16 protein-coding genes and 1 pseudogene are annotated in these 18,838 nt (G+C 48.4%); 12 read left to right on the top strand and 5 right to left on the bottom strand.

Features of this window, described 5'->3' with window-relative positions; genetic code table 11:
• Nucleotides 1–131 precede the first annotated feature (131 nt).
• From AC58QM_RS25375 to AC58QM_RS25365, 3 genes are all read right to left on the bottom strand, one after another.
• Nucleotides 132–2,732: an Ig-like domain-containing protein gene (locus tag AC58QM_RS25375; RefSeq protein ID WP_497287614.1), complete on the bottom strand. Its 2,601-nt coding sequence runs from the start codon at nucleotides 2,730–2,732 to the stop codon at nucleotides 132–134.
• Between the two features lie 302 nt (nucleotides 2,733–3,034).
• Nucleotides 3,035–4,324 (bottom strand): glycosyl hydrolase family 18 protein, encoded by a 1,290-nt coding sequence (locus AC58QM_RS25370; RefSeq protein WP_497287613.1) that lies wholly within the window; start codon nucleotides 4,322–4,324, stop codon nucleotides 3,035–3,037.
• Between the two features lie 424 nt (nucleotides 4,325–4,748).
• The gene (locus AC58QM_RS25365; RefSeq protein WP_497287612.1) at nucleotides 4,749–5,330 is read right to left on the bottom strand and encodes a TetR/AcrR family transcriptional regulator; all 582 of its coding nucleotides are present in this window, start codon (nucleotides 5,328–5,330) and stop codon (nucleotides 4,749–4,751) included.
• A gap of 199 nt (nucleotides 5,331–5,529) precedes the next feature.
• Between AC58QM_RS25365 and AC58QM_RS25360 the strand changes: the two are divergent.
• The 5 genes and pseudogenes from AC58QM_RS25360 to AC58QM_RS25340 all read left to right on the top strand — a co-directional run.
• Nucleotides 5,530–5,709, top strand: a pseudogene (locus tag AC58QM_RS25360) (YiaA/YiaB family inner membrane protein); the annotation flags it as partial.
• A complete protein-coding gene (locus AC58QM_RS25355) occupies nucleotides 5,686–6,006 on the top strand; it encodes a YiaA/YiaB family inner membrane protein (protein WP_497287737.1) in 321 nt (106 codons plus the stop codon). The pseudogene AC58QM_RS25360 and the gene AC58QM_RS25355, both read left to right, overlap by 24 nt.
• Before the next feature lie 84 nt (nucleotides 6,007–6,090).
• Nucleotides 6,091–6,738 (top strand): hypothetical protein, encoded by a 648-nt coding sequence (locus AC58QM_RS25350; protein WP_497287611.1) that lies wholly within the window; start codon nucleotides 6,091–6,093, stop codon nucleotides 6,736–6,738.
• The gene (locus AC58QM_RS25345) at nucleotides 6,735–7,454 is read left to right on the top strand and encodes an S-layer homology domain-containing protein (protein WP_497287610.1); all 720 of its coding nucleotides are present in this window, start codon (nucleotides 6,735–6,737) and stop codon (nucleotides 7,452–7,454) included. Before AC58QM_RS25350 ends, AC58QM_RS25345 begins: the two co-directional genes overlap by 4 nt.
• Before the next feature lie 21 nt (nucleotides 7,455–7,475).
• The gene (locus tag AC58QM_RS25340; protein WP_497287609.1) at nucleotides 7,476–7,625 is read left to right on the top strand and encodes a hypothetical protein; all 150 of its coding nucleotides are present in this window, start codon (nucleotides 7,476–7,478) and stop codon (nucleotides 7,623–7,625) included.
• A gap of 732 nt (nucleotides 7,626–8,357) precedes the next feature.
• Here the strand turns inward: AC58QM_RS25340 and xylA are convergent.
• Complete coding sequence (gene xylA, locus AC58QM_RS25335) at nucleotides 8,358–9,677, bottom strand: xylose isomerase (protein ID WP_310501704.1); 1,320 nt, start codon at nucleotides 9,675–9,677, stop codon at nucleotides 8,358–8,360.
• Between the two features lie 173 nt (nucleotides 9,678–9,850).
• Between xylA and AC58QM_RS25330 the strand changes: the two genes are divergently transcribed.
• The 3 genes from AC58QM_RS25330 to AC58QM_RS25320 all read left to right on the top strand — a co-directional run bounded on the left by AC58QM_RS25330 (nucleotide 9,851) and on the right by AC58QM_RS25320 (nucleotide 12,259).
• On the top strand, nucleotides 9,851–11,026 hold the full coding sequence (locus tag AC58QM_RS25330) for an ROK family protein (RefSeq protein ID WP_497287608.1): 1,176 nt from the start codon (nucleotides 9,851–9,853) through the stop codon (nucleotides 11,024–11,026).
• A gap of 135 nt (nucleotides 11,027–11,161) precedes the next feature.
• Nucleotides 11,162–11,668, top strand: a complete 507-nt coding sequence (locus tag AC58QM_RS25325; protein WP_497287607.1) for a hypothetical protein — start codon at nucleotides 11,162–11,164, stop codon at nucleotides 11,666–11,668.
• Between the two features lie 81 nt (nucleotides 11,669–11,749).
• Complete coding sequence (locus AC58QM_RS25320; RefSeq protein ID WP_497287606.1) at nucleotides 11,750–12,259, top strand: Crp/Fnr family transcriptional regulator; 510 nt, start codon at nucleotides 11,750–11,752, stop codon at nucleotides 12,257–12,259.
• A gap of 20 nt (nucleotides 12,260–12,279) precedes the next feature.
• On the opposite strand, the gene hmpA is transcribed toward AC58QM_RS25320, so the two are convergent.
• Nucleotides 12,280–13,497: an NO-inducible flavohemoprotein gene (gene hmpA / locus AC58QM_RS25315; protein ID WP_497287605.1), complete on the bottom strand. Its 1,218-nt coding sequence runs from the start codon at nucleotides 13,495–13,497 to the stop codon at nucleotides 12,280–12,282.
• A gap of 108 nt (nucleotides 13,498–13,605) precedes the next feature.
• Between hmpA and AC58QM_RS25310 the strand changes: the two genes are divergently transcribed.
• From AC58QM_RS25310 to AC58QM_RS25295, 4 genes are all read left to right on the top strand, one after another.
• On the top strand, nucleotides 13,606–15,702 hold the full coding sequence (locus AC58QM_RS25310) for a dihydroorotate dehydrogenase (RefSeq protein ID WP_497287604.1): 2,097 nt from the start codon (nucleotides 13,606–13,608) through the stop codon (nucleotides 15,700–15,702).
• 570 nt (nucleotides 15,703–16,272) lie between these two features.
• Nucleotides 16,273–17,313, top strand: coding sequence for an agmatine deiminase family protein (locus AC58QM_RS25305; protein WP_497287603.1), 1,041 nt, complete (start codon nucleotides 16,273–16,275; stop codon nucleotides 17,311–17,313).
• A gap of 5 nt (nucleotides 17,314–17,318) precedes the next feature.
• Nucleotides 17,319–18,194 (top strand): N-carbamoylputrescine amidase, encoded by an 876-nt coding sequence (aguB, locus tag AC58QM_RS25300; RefSeq protein WP_497287602.1) that lies wholly within the window; start codon nucleotides 17,319–17,321, stop codon nucleotides 18,192–18,194.
• Complete coding sequence (locus tag AC58QM_RS25295) at nucleotides 18,195–18,818, top strand: LysE family translocator (RefSeq protein ID WP_497287601.1); 624 nt, start codon at nucleotides 18,195–18,197, stop codon at nucleotides 18,816–18,818. It abuts the gene before it with no gap.
• Nucleotides 18,819–18,838 lie beyond the last annotated feature (20 nt).

Raw genomic sequence — 18,838 nt, 5'->3', positions numbered from 1 at the left:
TAAGCATATATTCCCCTGTAAGCGAGAAGTTATGCATGGGGATCGGAGAGATCGTGGAGGCTATTGCCGCGCAGAACAAAAAGAACCGCCGCCTCCTAACTAACTAGGAAGACAACGGTTCTAGACTAAATTTATTTCGTGATAGTTACTTGAACCGTAGTTCGCATATTACCATAAGTAATGGAAATACGTGCGGTTCCCTTACCAGTTGCTTTGATAACGCCGTCCTTAACGTCTGCGTTCATGATGTTGGATGTCGTCCATAATGCTGGTTTGGTGACATCATCCTCAGATCCATCCGTATAGGTTGCTATTGCTTCTACTTTAGCCGTTTCGCCTTCCTTCAGCGTAAGCTTAACGACATTGGTTTTTAAATATTTCAAAGTGTCAATCTCGACAGGAATGGAGACTGTTTTGCCACCGAAGGATCCAGTAATGGTTGTTTTTCCTGAAGCTGTCGCTGTGAAAAGACCTTTCTCAACAGTACCTAGCTTATAAGAAGAAACTTTCCAAGTTGCGCTTTCCGTGACGTCTTTCGTTGTGCCATCGGATAATGTCGCGGTTAATTTCAGTTGCGTTTCAGCTCCGCTTTTTGTTACAAAGAAGGATTTATTCGCTGTTAAGCCATCAATTACACCGATTTCTACAGGAACAGTGACTGATTTACCACCATACGTTGCTGTGATAGTTGCTTTACCGCGGGCAACAGGTGTAACTAAACCTTTAGAAACCGTAGCAATACTGGTATTGCTTGACTTCCACTCTATACCTTCTGTGACTGGAATGTCTTCATCGTTATCATCTGTTGCTGTAATTTTGATCAATCTCGTTTCATTTAAATCAAAAACCAAGCTAGTTACATTGGCTTTCAATTCACTAGCCATATCTACTTTTACTGGAATTGTAACTGTTTTGTTGTCCAATTGAGCGGTAATCGTAGTTTCACCCGACGCGATAGCTTTAACGACACCTTTGTCAACAGTAGCGGCTTTCACATTACTGCTTGTCCAAATGACATCAGCCGTTACAGGTTTCTTAGTATCATCGGTATAGATCGCTTCTGCAGTAAGGGTTACCGTTTCGGCCTTTTTCATGGTTAATTTCTCTTGGCTGATCGAAAGAGTTTTCAACTCGCCTACAGAAACTTGTACAGTTGCTTTACGCGTACCGTATTCTACCGTTACCGTAGCAGCACCTGTAGCAATCCCTGTAATGATACCGTCACGAACCTCAACAACATCTTTGTTACTTGTTGACCATTTAGCTTTCTCATTGAGATCGTTATCCGTGCGGCCTTTGAAGTTTGCAGTCATTGTGACGGTCGTTGAGTCTCCGATTTGCATATTCACTATTTTCTTGTCTAGTGTGATGGTTGTAGGGACATCAACTTCGACGCGAGTTGTCGTTGTTTTGCCACCATAGGTAGCAGTTACATTAACAACGCCAGCTTTATATGGTTTGATAAGTCCATTGGTTACCGTAGCGATATCTTCGTTATCTACGCTCCATACGGCTTTGGTTTTTACGGTATTGTCTGTTGTGCCATCGGCATAAGTTGCAAATAACTCCAGTTGCTGAGTTTCAGTTGTTTTCAAGGTAACAAGCTCACTGCTCACAACCAAACGACGTGGAACCTCAACGTCAACTTTCGCTGTGACTGTTTTGTCCCCGTACTTCGCAGAGATCGTTGCTTCGCCAATTGCGTTACCAATAAGCTTGCCTTTGGTTACAGAAACGATACTCTCATCGCTGGAAGTCCATTCTGCACGATCTGAAATATCCGTAGGTGTCGTGCTTGTTGGATAGGTTGCGTTAAGCGTTAACGTGCCTGTTCCATTTTTCTTTAACAAAATACTTTGTTTATCTAACTCAAGTTTCAGCGTGCTATCCACGTCAACCGTAATTGTCGTTGATTTGGTACCATAGGTTGCCGTTAAAGTCGCTTTACCTACACTGTAGCCGGTAATTTTCCCTTTAATCGCATCTGCAACTTCGGGTTTATCTGATGTCCATACCGCTTTATCCGCGACGGTATCAACTTTGGTGCCATCTGGGTAAGTTGCCGTTAGTTTAAGATCGGTAGTTCCTTTCAGAAGCAAAGAGACGCTAGGCACTTCTGGATCAAGACGACGTACAACCTCGACATCGACATCCAAAACGATCGATTGATTCATATGAGATACCGTGATGGTCGTGCTTCCCGGATTTTGTCCTTTAACTAATCCATTCGTCACTGTAGCGATGGAGCTAGATGCGACTGTGTAGTCTGCTTTGCTTGTTACATCTGCAAAAGTACCATCGTCATAATATGCTGTTATCACCACTTGGCTCGTTCCATTGAGACGAAGATCAAGAGCTTGTTTATCCGTGGTTAAGGATTTGACTTTCTTGGTAACCGTTACGTTAACGATGACAGTCTCACCAAGATAGGTGGCTGTAATGACGGCTTTACCTTCTTTTTTGGCGGTCACGACACCCGCGTAGACAGTTGCTACTTCGGTTGTGCCAGAGTTCCAATCGGTTTTGACGGTTGCGTTCTCTGTGGCACCACTTGTGAAAACGGCCGTTGCTGTCAGATTAGCTGTATCGCCAACCTGCAGGTTAAGCTCATTTTTGTTCAGAACCAACTTCGAAATGTCAGTCGCGGCGAAAGCCATTCCTGCAAAGATAGCTTGACTTGCCAGGACGAAAACAATAACGAGAGACAACCATTTACTGTGACGAAACTTCATGCTTTAATTCCCTCCATTTTGCTGCAAGTATGAATCGAAAGATGTCGAAATGTATGCTATTTATATCGGTTTTTGGCGGGTCAAAGTGAATGTTTGTCACACAATAGACACACAATTGGAGGGTTGTAAACGGGAAGTAAACGTAATTTGAACATTGGTTGAAAATAGGGGCTTGTCGCGTTTGTTTTGTCAATTTTATACGAATCGAGCTGGCATGCTGTCTGCCCGTCTTGAAACGAAAAAAGAATCCGCTTCACGGACCCTTCTGACAGATATTTCCTCAAAACCATTTATTGATCTCGTCAGCTGCGTTTTACAATTTTAAAGTTATCTTCAAGCAACAACCAGTTCTGCGGGAACTTAAGCCCAAGCTTCCAATAACTAATCCCACGAAGTCCGAGTTCTTGAATCAAACGAAATTTGGCCTGAATGGAGCGAGCATCCTCAAACCAAACCGTGTGTTCCTTACCTGCATCATCCCAATAGTTAAAATGAGGTGCTTGTGCGGTGTAGTCATATAGAATTTGCGCGTTAAATTTGCGGGCCAGATCAATTGCTGCCTGTGGGGAGATCGCTTTTGCATAGTCTCCTCCTTTTACAAATGGCAATGTCCAGTCGTATCCATACAAGTTTTGACCCATCATGATTTTGGATGAGGGCATTTCACTGCGAGCATATTCCAGCACTTTGCGAACTGGTCCAATTGGCGAAACGGCCATAGGAGGTCCACCGCTATAGCCCCATTCATACGTCATGATAATGACGAAATCTACAATTTGGCCATGCGCTTTGTAATCATGTGCTTCGTACCATTGCCCGGCTTGTGTAGCACTCGTCTTAGGAGCGAGCGCAGTGGACACGAGATAGCCTTTCCGATGGAAGCGATCGACTGCTTTTCGTAGAAATTTGTTGTACGCCTCTCGATCCGTAGGGAGAAGATGCTCAATGTCGAAATGGATATCTTTAAACCCGAGCTTTTCCGCGGTTGTTTCGATGTTCTGTAGAAGACGATTTTGAACGGCCTCGTCGGTCAAAATAATGTGACCCAGCTCAGCGCTGAACTGGTCATTCTCGAGGTTCGTGACCACCATCATGAGGGTAACACCGTGCTGCTTAGTGATGTCTCGCAAATGATCAAGCGGCGGCTGAACTAAGGTTCCATCGCGGTTAATGCGGAAACTGAAGGGGGCTAGGTAAGTTAAGTGCGGAGCAGCCTCACGTGCTGCTTGAACGAGAACTGGTGACACATCCGCGCCTCGAGGTTCAATATAAGCGTTCACTTCCGCTTGCGTACGCGGGGTTGGCGGGATATATAAGCGGAAACCGCTGGGCAAGGTTTGATATATCGTAAGTCCATTGACAGATGCAAGTGTGTCTAGATCAATGCCTAGCTTTTGCGCGATTCGGTAAAGGCCTTCGCCTGGTTGGACCCAGTAGTAGGAGCCAACAATCGGAATCACTAATGCCTGTCCGATGACTAATGTTTGACTGGGGGTTAGTTCATTTGCCTCAGCGACTTCCTCAACCGACACGCCGTAGGTTTGGGAAATGCGATATAACGTTTGCCCTTTCTGGACAACGTGAATTTGCATAAGATGTGCCTCCTTTTAAAAAAATGACTGAGCCTCCCTATAAGGCAGTCTCAGAGGTTAAACACGCTAAAAGCGCAACTGAGACGCTCGAAGTAGGAGGCTCAGGAGATGGGAAGTCGGAAATGACTGTATCCGAGCCTACTTTTTTTCCACTTCAGAATGGGCAAGTTGCGGGCTACCGAAAAATGCTTTCTGATTGGTCATACAGCGAACATCTACCGAGGTCCCCATGAATGATCGTCACTTAATGGGGGAGAATGGCGGTTGCGCTTCTCTGGAATGGCCGCGGTAAAGGTTTTCTCATATGTTATTCGGCCAGTAGGAGATAGGTGAATGTCTTGGGGGAAAAAGATAAAGAGCTCGCCTATCTGTACGAGAAGATGTACAGATAGGCGAGCTCTTTCGCTGCGGCTGCAGCAAAAAACTATTTTAGCAAATGAACTAAAGTAGTAAGGGTTTGACCTAGCAATGCGGGATCCTGGTTCGCATGTTGTAGAAATAAGGCGCCTTCGAGTGTAGAGATGAGGAGCCCAGCGACAGCTTTTGTAGGCAGATTAGGAGAGAATTCTCCTGTGCCCACCCCTTCGAGAAGCAGCTCATTAACCAAGTGGATCTGATCTTGAAAAAATAACCCCACCTTCCGTCTGAGTTCTAGCGCCTCCAGAGGCATTTGAGTATACAATGTGAGGAAAGGGCAGCCAGCTAAAGAGCTAGCTTCCGTGCTTGTTATGCTTTGATAGAACAGATTGAAACGTTCCTGAACACATAAGTCCGAACGGGCTGCAATATCCTGCATCAGCTGTGTATACGTTTGGATAAGCTCATCCAATATCGCAGATAAGAGTTCTTCCTTGCTTTTGAAATAATAATAAATATTCGTCTTCGACACCGTGCTGGCGAGCACAATTTCATCCATACTCGTGGCCGAATAGCCTTTGGTGAGGAAGAGATTCGTAGCGGTCTGAAGCACAACGTCTCGATTAGTTATTCGTTTTGTTTTTGTCATGAGCAGTACTATAAAGTGCTAAAAAATAAATGTCAAATGATCCCTAAACACTTTGATCTCTAGAGGAGTTATGTAACGAAGTCTTAGGAGTAGGTACTATTGGAAAATAGTACTATTTAGAACGCCGTGATTCCCATATACTCAGTAACAAGAGCAGGTCATTCATAGCGTTGCGAGGCAACGATAGGGGGATATTAATATGATGAATCAACGGAAACGGAATACAACAGCTTTTACTTTTATGGCGTGGGCGTCTTTTATTGGGGCTTTCGTGGCCATGTTTATTGGAATCTACACACTGGAAGAATCACTTAGCGTGAAGGGATACTTTGCGGTATGTGCGTTGTTTCTCACGATGTCGGCGTTCGTACTCCAGAAGGTTATTCGTGACAATTTGGAGGATGGGTTCGAATCGCGTAAGCGGAATACATCGGCTTTTACATTCCTAGCGTGGAGCTCGTTCGCCTTAGCTTTGCTTGGCATGTTCATCGGCATCATTAATCTCGATCAGATTCTTTCAGTCAAAGGGTACTACGCTGTAACCGCTTTGTTCCTGACCATGTCCTCGTTTGTTCTGCAAAAAACAGTACGTGATAACAACGATGACGAAGCGTTGAACCCTGCACAACACGGGCATTCAGCCTCTCATTTGAATGAATTGAAAGTGGAAGAGTAGTCTATTTGGTGAGCTATTACTTCATATAAATATTGCCAAACCTTCCCATCATCTAGTAATCTATGAAACGGGAGGGGTTTTGGTATGATTAGGAAAATAAGTAAAGTTATCTCTTTGTTACTATTGATAAGCTGTCTGGGGTTTACCGTTCCCGTGTGGGGTGCGGAGCAAAACGTTATGAAGCCCGGTGGTATCACCTATGAGATGAAGGATATTAGCGTGCAGTATGCGGCCGAATTTACCGCTAATCCTGTAGCTAAGGCAGGAAAACCGACGGTTTCCATGTCTGTCTACGATGCGGTTTATAGCAACGCAGCTAAGCCTCTGCAAGTGCTGTACGGTGTAGTTAAACTGACAACTATGCAGGGCTACTCTTTTACAGAGGAGTTCATTAGTGTTACGGATGGCATTCATACTGTCCGTGGTTTATCCAATGGGGGCGGGCCAATTTACAATGCGAACAAGCAAGTAAGAGGGCAGAGTACGGAGTTTGTGACAGGTAAAAAGCTAACCGATAAAAGTGTCGTAAAGGACTATTCTGACGGCTGGAAAACGATTAGACTGGTTCGGAACTGGGATGATTATGCCAACCCGATGGATTTTACCATTAGCTTCAAATGGGATTTGGTCGGTCCAACGGATGCTTTTTTTCAAAAATTAACTGAAACATCGTATGTCATTGATCTCACTACGCTACGCCAAAAGGGCGCGAATCAGGCGGTGCAGCGATGAGGGAAATGATTAAAAAGATTGCTTTAACCGTAGTTGGAGCGATGCTTGTATCCGTGTTGTTCGCTTCGGGAGCATGGGCTGCGGATGCTGGAGTTAAGCACACGGCAGAAGCGGATAGCTTGAACAAGCTGCAGCTATTTCAAGGCACAGATCGCGGCTACGAGCTGGAGCAGACGCTGACGCGGGCGCAGGGCGCCACGATGCTACTGCGTCTGTTTGGCTGGGAGACCGCCGCCGCGAATGCGCAAGGTCTGAACTCGCCGTTCACGGATGTGCCGGCGACGCATTGGGCTGCGAAGGCCGTAGGCTTCGCGTTTAGTAAAGCGTTGGTGCACGGTGTCACCAACGTGTCGTTTGCGCCGGATGCGAGCATCACCGGCGAGCAGTTCTTGGCGCTGACGCTGCGCGCGCTCGGCTACGCAGAGGCGGAGCCGCAGACGGCCAGCGAGCTTGCGGCGGCAAGTGGACTGCTCAGCGCGAGCGAGGCGCAGTCGATTGCGCTTGGCGCGGTGTTTCGCCGCGACGAGATGGTCGCGGTCGCGTATCGCGCCATCCAGACCAAGCTTAAGGGCAGCACGCGTACGCTGCTGCAAAAGCTGGTCGAGGATGACAAGGCTGTGAGTGTGGAGGCCGCTGTCGCTAGCGGGCTCTACAAGAAGTCTGCTTCAGATCCGATGGATCAGATCGAAGATGCTATTCGCGAGGCGCTGAAATAACCAAGAGCAGGAGTTGAAGAGATGCTGTCGCGAAAAGGGAATAGGTACAAGACACTTGTGCTTTTCATGCTCGTGGCATTGCTGTTCAGCGGCTGCAACTCGTTTGGCGCGAAATGCGGCTGTGGTGAACCCATTGAGAGTGAAAAGGTTAACCAACAAGGTACAGGATAAGATGGAACTACAAAATCCCGCTTAGCTAAGGCTGAAGCGGGATTTTTGCATGGGAAAAGTCGAAGGAGTCTGTAAGTCGAATTTTTCGAGTTACGTGAGAGAGGCGAGGGCTTTTGGGATCTGTAACTCGAATTTTTCGAGTTGCGTGAGAGCGGCAGGGGCATTTGGAGTCTGTAACTCGATTTTTTCGAGTTACGTGAGCGAAGCAAGGGGCATTTGGAGTCTGTAACTCGAATTTTTCGAGTTACGTGAGAGAAGCAAGGGAATTTGGTGTCTGTAACTCGATTTTTTCGAGTTACGTGAGAGCGGCAGGGGCTTTTGGAGTCTGTAACTCGAATTTTTCGAGTTACGTGAGAGCGGCAGGGGCTTTTGGAGTCTGTAAGTCGATTTTTTCGAGTTGCGTGGGTGAGGCAGGGGCTTTTGGAGTCTGTAAGACGAATTTTTCGAGTTGCGTGAGGGAAGCAGGGGCTTTTGGAGTCTGTAACACGAATTTTTCGAGTTGCGTGAGCGAAGCAAGGGCTTTTGGAGTCTGTAACACGAATTTTTCGAGTTGCGTGAGCGAAGCAAGGGCATTTGGATTCTGTAAGTCGAATTTTTCGAGTTGCGTGGGTGAGGCGAGGGCGTTTGGGATCTGTAAGTCGAATTTTTCGAGTTACGTGAGCGAAGCAGAGGCTTTTGGAGTCAGCAAAAAATCCCACCCCAGCCAAGGCTGAAGCGGGATTTTTTCTTGTATTAAGCGTTAAGTAAATACTGATTCACAGTTGCTTTGATCAATTCCAAACGGCCGGATTGGTTGACGATCGGTCCGTTGTTTGCAAGCGCGTAAGCTTCAAGTGACTTGAAGTCCGCTTTGCCAGACACGATGTCTGCGCCGATGCCGGACTTGAAGGAACCGTAGCGTGTATCAAGGATGTTGTCGAAGACTTTATCTTCGATCAATTTTGCTGCAACTTGCAAACCGCGAGCGAATGCGTCCATACCAGCGATGTGTGCATATACAACGTCGATAGCTTCAAAAGACGTACGGCGAACTTTCGCGTCGAAGTTCACGCCGCCACGGCCGATGCCGCCTTCGTTCAGAAGGATTTCGTACATTGCCATTGTTGTCGAGTACAAATCTGTTGGGAACTCGTCTGTATCCCAGCCCAGCAGCAAGTCGCCTTGGTTCGCATCGATGGATCCAAGGATGCCGTTAACGCGAGCTACACGAAGCTCGTGCTCGAACGTGTGACCAGCAAGTGTAGCATGGTTAGCTTCAAGGTTTAATTTGAAGTAAGGAAGCAGGTCGTATTTTTGCAAGAATGAAAGTGTTGTCGCTGCATCGAAATCATACTGGTGCTTGGATGGCTCTTTCGGTTTAGGCTCGATCAAGAATTGACCTGTGTAGCCAATTTCTTTGGCATAATCAACAGCCATATGCAGGAAGCGAGCCAGGTTGTCGAGCTCAAGACCAAGATCCGTGTTCAAAAGCGTCTCGTAACCTTCACGGCCGCCCCAGAAAACGTAGTTTTCAGAGCCAAGCTCTTTGGCGTGATCCAAAGCTTTTTTCACTTGTGCTGCTGCATAAGCAAAAACTTCTGCATTGTTGGAAGTAGCTGCCCCATGAACGAAGCGCGGGTTTGTGAACATGTTGGCTGTGTTCCAAAGCAGCTTTTTGCCTGTGGAAGCCATTTTATCTTTGATCAAACCAACGATTTCGTCGAGGTTTGCATTCGTTTCTTGTAGGGTGTTGCCTTCTGGCGCGATATCGCGATCGTGGAAAGCGAAGTAGTCGACACCTAGAATGTTCAGAAGCTCGAAGCAAGCGTCAACGCGAGCTTTGGCCAGCTCTAAACCGTCGTATTTATCCCAAGCACGGACGTTAGTACCAGCTCCGAATGGGTCAGAACCATTAGCAGAGAAAGAGTGCCAGTAAGCGACTGCGAAACGCATATGTTCACGCATGGTTTTGCCTAGAATGACTTGCTCTGGGTTGTAAAATTTAAAGGAAAGTGGGTTCGTAGATGTCGGGCCCTCGTAAGTAACCGGTTGAATGTTGTCAAAGTAGCTCATGAATTCAGCCTCCGTATAAAGGAATGATAATTGCTTATGAAGCCATCATAGCATCATTCTTAAAGTTTGTAAATTCATTAAACAAACTTAGTTAATGCATGAAAAAGTCTTCTATGTTAGAATCATTTCCATAGCGATGACTCGCAGCATTTGGAACGGTATGGAGGATAACCATGAAACAAACAGGCGACTTAAACCTTGTGAAAAAAATTAATAAATCGATCGTATTGCATCACATTCGCACGGATTCACCGATCTCACGTGCTAGAATTGCCGAGATTACAGGGCTGACGAAGGCGACAGTATCCAGTCTCGTGAATGAACTGATTGAGAGCTCCCTCGCCCAGGAGATCGGTGTTGGGGAGTCAAGCGGAGGGCGTAAGCCGATGATGCTGCTTTTTAACGGAACGGCCGGATATGCGATCGGTGTAGATTTGGGTGTACATGATATATTGGCTGTGCTCACCGACTTGACGGGAAAAGTAATTCGTGAGAATCGCATCCTGCATCACAATGAGTCTGTGGAACAGGTCACGCAACTGCTGAAAACGACAATTCGTGAGTTGATTGAAACGGCGCCAGAGAGCGTATATGGCGTTATTGGTATCGGTCTCGGTGTGCCTGGCATCTGCGATGAGGACGGGAATTTATTGTTTGCCCCGAATCTGGGCTGGGAAAATGTGCAGCTGCAGGGACAGCTGGAAGCTGAATTTGGACTGCCTGTTGTCATCGATAATGAGGCGAATGCTGGTGCAGTTGGGGAGAAGCAATTTGGCGCTGGCAAAGACACGGCGAATCTCATTTATGTGTCCATTGGTATGGGGATTGGTGCGGGTATTATTATCAAAAATGAGCTCTATCGCGGGGCGACGGGTTTCGCCGGTGAGATCGGCCACATCTCAATTCAGCATGACGGTCCGAAATGCCGCTGCGGCAGCTTGGGCTGCTGGGAGCTTTACGCATCCGAGCATGCGTTATTGGAGCAAGCGGCGAGAGAGCTTGGGCACGAAGTCGATCTGGAGTCTTTATTAACAAAAGCTGAGAGTGGCGATGCAGGGGTCATTAAGCTTTTTGAACGGCTGGGCTACTATCTTGGGGTTGGTGTAGTGAACATTATTAACGGGTATAACCCGGAATTTATTATTCTTGGCGGACGGTTGGCTGGCGGTGAAAAATGGCTCATGAAGCCACTTTTGGAGCTGCTAGAGAAACGATCTTTGCCGCATCCGCGCAAGCAATTGAGGGTGGAGTTCTCTCAGCTTCGTGATCGGTCGACCGTGCTTGGGGCGGCGTCTTTTGCTGTGGCGAAGTTCTTTGCTTCAACAACCGTATCCGTGGATCGGAACTAAGGAAGCGTCAAATTGACATAACATGGCATGTAAAGTTATTGACTGATTCTCTGTCTTTTTTGTAAAATGGGAAGGGTCTAGTTTAGAACGTGAACGGCCTCATGAATCCCATATAGAAAAGGACGGGAACCAACGATGTTTCTTCGTTCGCTTGTCATTTGCTGTTATCTGATGGGAGCTTATTGGGCATCCTATCACTTTCCATCGATGAAGATGGTATTTTACCCAACGTTGGGCGCATTCAGTTTCTTATTTATGCATCGCGTAGACAATATTAGAGAAATACGGCGGATTATTCTCGGAGCCATTATCGCGGTTACGATGGGCAGTATTTTTTATTCGATTAGCACAGGAGCCATTTCATTCTTCTTAACAGCCCTCGTGACGATCACGTTAATCCAATTCTTCAAATGGAATGCGGCGCCGATCCTGGCGGTTTCATTCATTCCCTATTTCGCTCATCCCGTCTCCATGTGGGCACTGCCGATTGCTGTTCTCGTGTCGTTAACAGGCTTATTGATTTCGATTTGGCTGATTGGCAAAGTCGAGCAACTGAATTGGTACGTGAACCTATCGGCTAAATTAACACAGGCGCGGCAATTGATTCGGACACCTTTTGAACCGTTAAAGAAAGAGCTATAGCATGACGTCATCCGTGTGCAAATGAAAAGCGATCAGCTAAAGTGCTGTCGCTTTTTTGCTCATTAAAGGAGATATACAAAAATGAAACTGCATAAGGGAGAAATTCTATTCCGGCAAGGAGAGTCAGGCTCACTTTTCAAGCTGCATACGGGCCTGTTGAAAATCGTCAGATCACACGAAGACGGGAATACGACACTGGTCAATATTATCGTGCCCGGTGAGACGATTCCGCATCATTCCTTGATTAGCCCGAGTGCCTACTATGCAACGGCGATCGCCCTTGTGACAAGTGAGGTTGAAGTTTTGCCGTCTGAGCCATGGTATGCAGATTTGGAACGCAACCCAGAACACTTTCGCACGATCGCTAGTCAGCTACAGGACAAACTGAGGATGATGCAGCAGCGTATTGATCAATTAACGGCAGTCGCTCCAGCGGCTAAATTGCTGAAAATGGAAAAGTGGTTTCAACATTACCTAGGCACCTTGAAGCTGACAGACGTGCTAACGCAGGAGGAAATCGGTCAATTCATTGGCCTTCGCCGTGAAACTGTGAATAGGCTGCTACGAGAAAAAGGGAGAAAGAGCGATTAGGCTCTTCTCCCTTTTTTTGTTTAGGCAAGCGCACCTGAAGGACCGAAGAATTCGTAATGACGGTCGGCTTCTGGAACCCCCCAAGCGATAAGCGATTGGTTCACGGTTTTCATGAACGGTACGGGACCACAGAAGTAAAAGCTGCCATTCACGCTAGGTACAAGGCTTTGAATCCACGGTAGATCGAGATAACCCTCTTTATGGTATACCTTTTCGCTGGAATCCATAGCTGTAGGTTGTGCATAGCACCAAGCAACCGTTACTTGTGGATGTGCTTCAGCGAGCTGTTCGACCTCTCTGCGAAGGGCGTGATGTTGACCATTTTGAGCAGCATGGATGAAGGTAACCTTACGATTCGGTTGTTTGGTAACAAGTGCATGCAGCATACTTACCATAGGAGTTAGTCCGACACCGCCGCTAAGCAGCGTAACAGGTCGAGAATCCGTTTGATCTAGAGTAAAATCACCTGCTGGCGCAGAAAGCCATACAACATCTCCTTCTTGCGCTTGATTGTGTAAGTAGACGGAAACTTTGCCCGCAGGGATGGCAGGGTTCGTGTCTTCACGTTTCACAGAGATTCGGTAGAACGGCTGACCAGATACATGCGAAAGGCTATATTGGCGAATGTGTGTGTATGTGTCGCCTGGGATTTGAATACGGATACTGACGTATTGTCCAGGTTCAAATGCAGCAAGAGGACCTTGATCCTGCGGCGTTAGGTAAAAAGAGGTGATGACGTCACTTTCTCTTTTTTTGCCGGTGATGACGAAAGGTCTGAAATCGCTCCAGCCCCCAGGCTGCGTAGCCGAGTTGGTGTACATATCCGATTCAATGCCAATGAATGCACTTGCGATGACGCCGTAAGCTTCAGCCCAAGCCGCAAGAATTTCGTCTGTTGCCGCATCGCCCAGAACATCTTTAATCGCTCCTAGCAAATGTTCTCCAACGATGGGATATTGCTCAGGCTTAACCCCAAGACTGCGATGTTTGTGGGCAATTTGTTTTACAGCTGGCAGAATCGCTTCTAATCGATCGATATGCTTCGCCGCTGCATAAACAGCATTAGCTAAAGCCGTCTGCTGTCGGCCTTGCTTTTGATTAGCATGATTGAAAAGATGTAGGAGCTCTGGGTGAGAGGTAAATAATTTTTCATAGAAACGTTTGGTTATTTCTACACCATGAACTTCGAGCACGGGCACAGTGGATTTAATAATTTGGATGGTTTGTTCGCTTAGCATTGGGGATCATCTCATTTCTAGTAGAATGACTTGATGCCTTGAGTATAGCGAAAAAGTGAGGGGAACCCCTGTGATTAGAATCACAAGGAATAGCAACAAAGTGTGTCTATGGGCAGAGAGAAGGATACAAGGTATACTGGAACTAACATCCAAAAGAGGAGGCGGCCTATGCCCGATTGGTCGTATCATACGTTATTTAAACCGCTGCTTTTCCGGCTTAGCGGGCGAAGGGCAAGAGATCTTACGCTGCAAGCGATAGGCGGGCTAAGTCGCATTCCTGGTGGGACTTTTGTGATCCGCACGATGGGTCATATGGAAATGTCCCCGCAGCTCGCGAGCGAGCTGGCAGGCGTGCCGATTGCCTGCCCCGTGGGACTCAGCGGCGGGCTTGACCCGCACGGCACCGCACACAAGGCCCTCGCCCAGTTCGGTCTCGGGTTCATCGAGCTCGGGCCTGTGACGGCCCGAGCTGTCTGTAGTCATGCCTCGATAACTCGCATGACAGAGGAAGAAGCCATCGTCTACTCCGATGGCTATGAGAACGACGGCGCGGACGCGATCGCCGCGCGCCTGCGCAAGGGCACGGGGCATCGACTGCCGCACTTCGTGCGGCTCCGGCCGATGCCGGGAAGTTCGCCGCGCGAAGCGCTTGAAGAGCAGCGGGAGCTGCTCCTCACGCTGGCGCCGTACGCGGCGGGGTTCACCCTCGATGGCCTCGCCGAAGGCTGGCCATCGGCAACGGCTTTGGCGTACCTCGCGGAGGTGCGCCAGCTTGCGGAAGCGGCGGCCCCGGGGAAGCCGCTGCTGTTGTATGTGCCGCAGCAGCTCCCAGAGGGGGAGCTGCATGCGATCTTGGACACCGCGCGCAGCTTCAGCGGTGTCGTCCTCGGCGACGCGCAGCGGGAGCCGGGCACTCGCCGCGAGCGCGTCGGCGGTGGGGCAGCGTTGCTCAGTGCGCAGCTGGGCAAGGTCCGGCTGCTGCGCGAGGCGCTGGGTGAGCGCAGCGCAATTGTGGCGGCCGGCGGCGTGCATCAGCCGGAGGACGCGCTCGCGCTTTTGGCAGCAGGCGCGACTAGCGTGATGCTGCACAGCGGGCTGGTTTACGCGGGGCCAGGGCTGCCCAAGCGCATCAATGAGGCGATCCTGTATGATCGCCTCACAGCTCCTGTGATTTCCGCGGGCGAGGGGCCATCCTTCCCGTCACCACCGCCTTCATCGTCAACTCCAGATTCCTTCTCGCCGTCACCGCAATCCTTCCCACCACTCCCTTCCTTCTTCGCGAATTGGGGCTGGATGAGTCTGCTGGGATTAGCTATGATGATGGGCGGTGTACTCGCTTGGTTTATTGCAGCAACGACGGTGGTTTTGCCTTATGATGAAGACTTCTTAGGCAGATCACGCAGTGAAATTGTCCGTTTCAATAGCCATCTTCTTCATTTCATGTCACATGATCGAATTACCTTAGCGGGTACAATGATCTCTCTTGGCATTTTTTATTATCAGTTAGCTCATCATGGCTTACGTTATGGGCTGCATTGGGCGCGTACGGCAGTCTTATCTTCTTGTATTGTTGGTTTTAGCAGTTTCTTTCTCTATCTCGGCTACGGGTATTTCGATCCGCTGCATGCGGCGGCAGCAGTTGTTCTGCTGCCCATGTTTCTACTTACGTTGCGTGGATTGAAGGATCATCCGGCTCGTAAACCTCCTGGTCTACGGAATGACCGGATTTGGCTAAGAGCCCAGTGGGGGCAATGCTGCTTCGTGATACTTGGCTTTGGCTTAGGAATTGGAGGTCTCACGATATCAATCGTAGGGGTTACCGGCGTATTTGTTCCCAGTGATTTGGCGTATTTGGGTGTAACCACTTCACAGCTGTCTGCTTGGAGTGACTCGATTATTCCTCTTATTGCACATGATCGAGCAGGCTTTGGCGGTGCGCTGTTTTCATTGGCAGTAGCCATAACCGCTTCGGCACTGTGGGGTGTCAATCAAGGCGAGGGTTGGCTGTGGTGGACCTTCCTATGGGGTGGACTACCCGGCTTCGTGGCAGGGCTCGCGGTTCATGGACAAATTGGATATACGGATTTTGTCCATTTGCTGCCTGTTTACTTAGCTGTGCTTCTCTATCTAGCTGGCTTATTCTTAACATATCCGTATCTAGTTGGTACTTCCCCAAAAGTTCGGATGAACCATCAGCAGGAATAGTTGAAAAAGAGGTCACCCCGGCGGGTTCCGGTGGTGCCTCTTTTTTTTGCACTCTGCTTTTTCCGATCAGGAATCAGATCTAGTCCGATATCGCCGAACTAAATCGTCGATCCCGATCAAAAATGAGTCCATAGTCAGATTCTGCCGAACTATTTGCCTGTTTTTCTAAGATGTAGGCAATTTGGGGCGATTTAGTTGGGCTATTTAGAACTAAGTAAGCATCAAACACTTGGAAAGTGAAATTAGTTCGATCTTTTCGGACTATCTGGTGATAGGTCAGATGGTAGGTCTGGTGAGTGCCCCCGCCTGCCTGGACGCCCACTGCCTGAACACGTCCGCATCAATATGCGGCACTTGGACACGATACAAATTAATAGGAATCTCTTTGTCATTGAGATTGGGCTTTGCGTACGGACACAAATTTGGGGATCAAGTGGATGCTCAGCAGGAATTGGTCATGGAACTACCTATTTACATTGAGCCTTAGCCACTTTTGAGTTATGATGGGAGACGATGTTTTTTTTATATTCTACGAGATTATAAATCCAATTGAGATAAGTGAGATGATGGATGATGACGAAACCCAAAGATTTAAACTATAGCATGCCAGCAGAGTGGACAGAGCACGAGCGTACCTTTATTTCATGGCCTGTTCAAGCATCGATGGTTTACCCAGAGGATCATGCAGTTGTGTCCAAAGGGTATGCAGATCTAGCAAAAGCCATTGCTGAATTCGAACCTGTAACCGTGATCGTTAATCCATCTGATGCCGAGCAAGTGAAGGCGATGTTTACGGAGTCTAACGTAGATTTCCTTGAGATCCCTCATAATGACGCTTGGTTCCGCGACAATGGTCCAACTTTCGTGTTGAACGAGCAGCAAGAAATCGCAGCAGTCAACTGGAAGTTCAACGCCTGGGGCGGCAAATACGCGCCTTGGGATCTGGATGATAATGTAGCTCCACAAATCGCGGAGCACCATGGTGTGAAACGTTTTGACGCTCCGATCGTCATGGAGGGCGGTTCCATCCACGTGGATGGGGAAGGTACTCTTTTGACTACCGAAGAATGTTTGCTGAACACGAATCGCAACCCGGATCTAAGCCGCGAGGAGATTGAGGAGCATGTCCGCAATTTCGTGAACGTGGAGAAAATTATCTGGTTGAATAAAGGTCTAGACGGCGACGAGACAGATGGTCACGTGGACAATATTGCTTGCTTCGCAGCTCCAGGCAAAATCATTCTGCAAGTCTGCAACGATCCTTCGGATGCGAACTATGCGATTACACAGGAGAATTTGGAGATTCTCCGCAATGCGACAGATGCCAAAGGCCGCTCCTTCGAGATTATTCAGATCGAGCAACCTCCGCTTACTTTCTTTGAAGAGCAGCGCTTGACGCTTAGCTACTTGAATTTCTATTTTGTGAACGGCGGCATTATTTTGCCGGTGTTTGGCGGGACATCAGAGGAGACGGATCGCAAGGCGATTGAAGTGCTTCAAGCTGCGTTCCCAGACCGCAGAATCCGTACGATTAATGGGATGTCCATTATTAAAGAAGGCGGCAATGTTCACTGCACGACGCAGCAAATGCCAGCTAGCAAGAAAGGGTGATTCCATTGAGAAAAGTGACTGTAGCAGCCACACAAATGAGCTGTTCCGATAATATAGAAGAAAACATCGCCAAAGCGGAGAAATTGGTACGCGAAGCCGCGGCGAAGGGTGCGCAAATTATTTTGATTCAAGAGCTTTTTGAAACGCCGTATTTCTGCCAAAAAGAAAAATCCGACTACTACCGCTATGCGACGGAGCTCGAGACAAACAAAGCGATTAATCACTTCCGTGAGATCGCCAAAGAACTTCAAGTCGTACTTCCGATCTCCTTTTATGAGAAAAAGAACTACGCTCGCTACAACTCGCTTGCCGTTATCGATGCCGATGGTTCTGTGCTCGGCACGTACCGCAAAAGCCACATCCCTGACGGTCCGGGGTATGAGGAAAAGTTCTATTTTAACCCGGGAGATACCGGCTTCAAAGTGTGGAAAACACGCTACGCCAAAATCGGCGTCGGCGTGTGCTGGGATCAGTGGTACCCAGAGGCTGCTCGCGTAATGGCACTGATGGGGGCAGAACTGTTGTTCTACCCAACGGCTATTGGCTCTGAGCCGCAGGATGGTTCCATTGATTCGAAGGATCACTGGCAAATGTGCATGCGCGGTCACGCGGCGTGCAACTTGATGCCGGTTATTGCCTCGAACCGGATTGGTAAGGAAGAAGATGAGGATTCCAGCATCAACTTCTACGGTTCTTCATTCATTGCAGGCCCGCAGGGCAATCTAATTGAAGAAGCTGGGCGTGACGAGGAAACGGTTCTCGTTGCTGAGTTTGACTTGGATCAGCTGGAAGTTCAGCGTATCGAATGGGGTATTTTCCGCGATCGTCGTCCGGATCTCTATAAGAAAATCGCTACTTACGATGGTGAGCAGGTGTTTTAATTGCTCATCCCGTTGTTAAAAGGGCTTTTGCTAGGTTTTTCGATCGCAGCACCGGTGGGCCCTATCGGGATCTTGTGTATGCGCAGGACCTTAACGTTAGGTCGCTTGCATGGCTTTCTATCAGGGCTAGGTGCAGCCACGGCTGATGCGATTTATGGTTTTATCGCCGGTTTTGGATTGACGCTGATCACCAGCTTTTTGTTGGATCAGAAAGTAATCCTACAGCTGGTCGGCGGTCTGTTTCTCATTTATTTGGGCGTACTAACCTTTCGCTCCAAGCCAGCGGTTGAGGCTGCCAAAGCGACAGGGGACACGCTGCTCAAGTCCTATGCATCTACGCTGCTACTCACGATCACGAATCCGATGACGATCATGTCGTTTGTAGGCGCGTTTGCGGGGCTGGGGTTAGGGGATAGCGCTGATGCAGGCTTCACGCCTGCGATCTCTTTGGTAATCGGTGTGTTTGCAGGCTCGGCGCTATGGTGGTTCCTGTTGAGTTTGTTAGTTGGACTGTTGCGGGAGCGGCTCAAAGGAGCGGCGTTCCTGTGGATCAACCGCATCTCAGGTGCGATGTTATCGGTGTTTGGTTTATTTGCAGTGGCAGGGCTACTCTTTCGGGGGTAGCTTTTTTTGCGTTGCCGGAG

The sequence above is a fragment of the Paenibacillus sp. J22P165 genome (assembly GCF_059692015.1).
Note: the sequence above shows the minus strand (reverse complement) of the source record. Positions and strands in the feature narration are given on the sequence as shown.

Excerpts from the sequence above, each read along its gene's own strand:
- AC58QM_RS25375 (WP_497287614.1), bottom strand. The coding sequence starts at position 2,732 with ATGAAGTTTCGTCACAGTAAATGGTTGTCTCTCGTTATTGTTTTCGTC.
- AC58QM_RS25370 (WP_497287613.1), bottom strand. The coding sequence starts at position 4,324 with ATGCAAATTCACGTTGTCCAGAAAGGGCAAACGTTATATCGCATTTCC.
- AC58QM_RS25365 (WP_497287612.1), bottom strand. The coding sequence starts at position 5,330 with ATGACAAAAACAAAACGAATAACTAATCGAGACGTTGTGCTTCAGACC.
- AC58QM_RS25355 (WP_497287737.1), top strand. The coding sequence starts at position 5,686 with ATGTCGGCGTTCGTACTCCAGAAGGTTATTCGTGACAATTTGGAGGAT.
- AC58QM_RS25350 (WP_497287611.1), top strand. The coding sequence starts at position 6,091 with ATGATTAGGAAAATAAGTAAAGTTATCTCTTTGTTACTATTGATAAGC.
- AC58QM_RS25345 (WP_497287610.1), top strand. The coding sequence starts at position 6,735 with ATGAGGGAAATGATTAAAAAGATTGCTTTAACCGTAGTTGGAGCGATG.
- AC58QM_RS25340 (WP_497287609.1), top strand. The coding sequence starts at position 7,476 with ATGCTGTCGCGAAAAGGGAATAGGTACAAGACACTTGTGCTTTTCATG.
- xylA (WP_310501704.1), bottom strand. The coding sequence starts at position 9,677 with ATGAGCTACTTTGACAACATTCAACCGGTTACTTACGAGGGCCCGACA.
- AC58QM_RS25330 (WP_497287608.1), top strand. The coding sequence starts at position 9,851 with ATGAAACAAACAGGCGACTTAAACCTTGTGAAAAAAATTAATAAATCG.
- AC58QM_RS25325 (WP_497287607.1), top strand. The coding sequence starts at position 11,162 with ATGTTTCTTCGTTCGCTTGTCATTTGCTGTTATCTGATGGGAGCTTAT.
- AC58QM_RS25320 (WP_497287606.1), top strand. The coding sequence starts at position 11,750 with ATGAAACTGCATAAGGGAGAAATTCTATTCCGGCAAGGAGAGTCAGGC.
- hmpA (WP_497287605.1), bottom strand. The coding sequence starts at position 13,497 with ATGCTAAGCGAACAAACCATCCAAATTATTAAATCCACTGTGCCCGTG.
- AC58QM_RS25310 (WP_497287604.1), top strand. The coding sequence starts at position 13,606 with ATGGGCAGAGAGAAGGATACAAGGTATACTGGAACTAACATCCAAAAG.
- AC58QM_RS25305 (WP_497287603.1), top strand. The coding sequence starts at position 16,273 with ATGATGACGAAACCCAAAGATTTAAACTATAGCATGCCAGCAGAGTGG.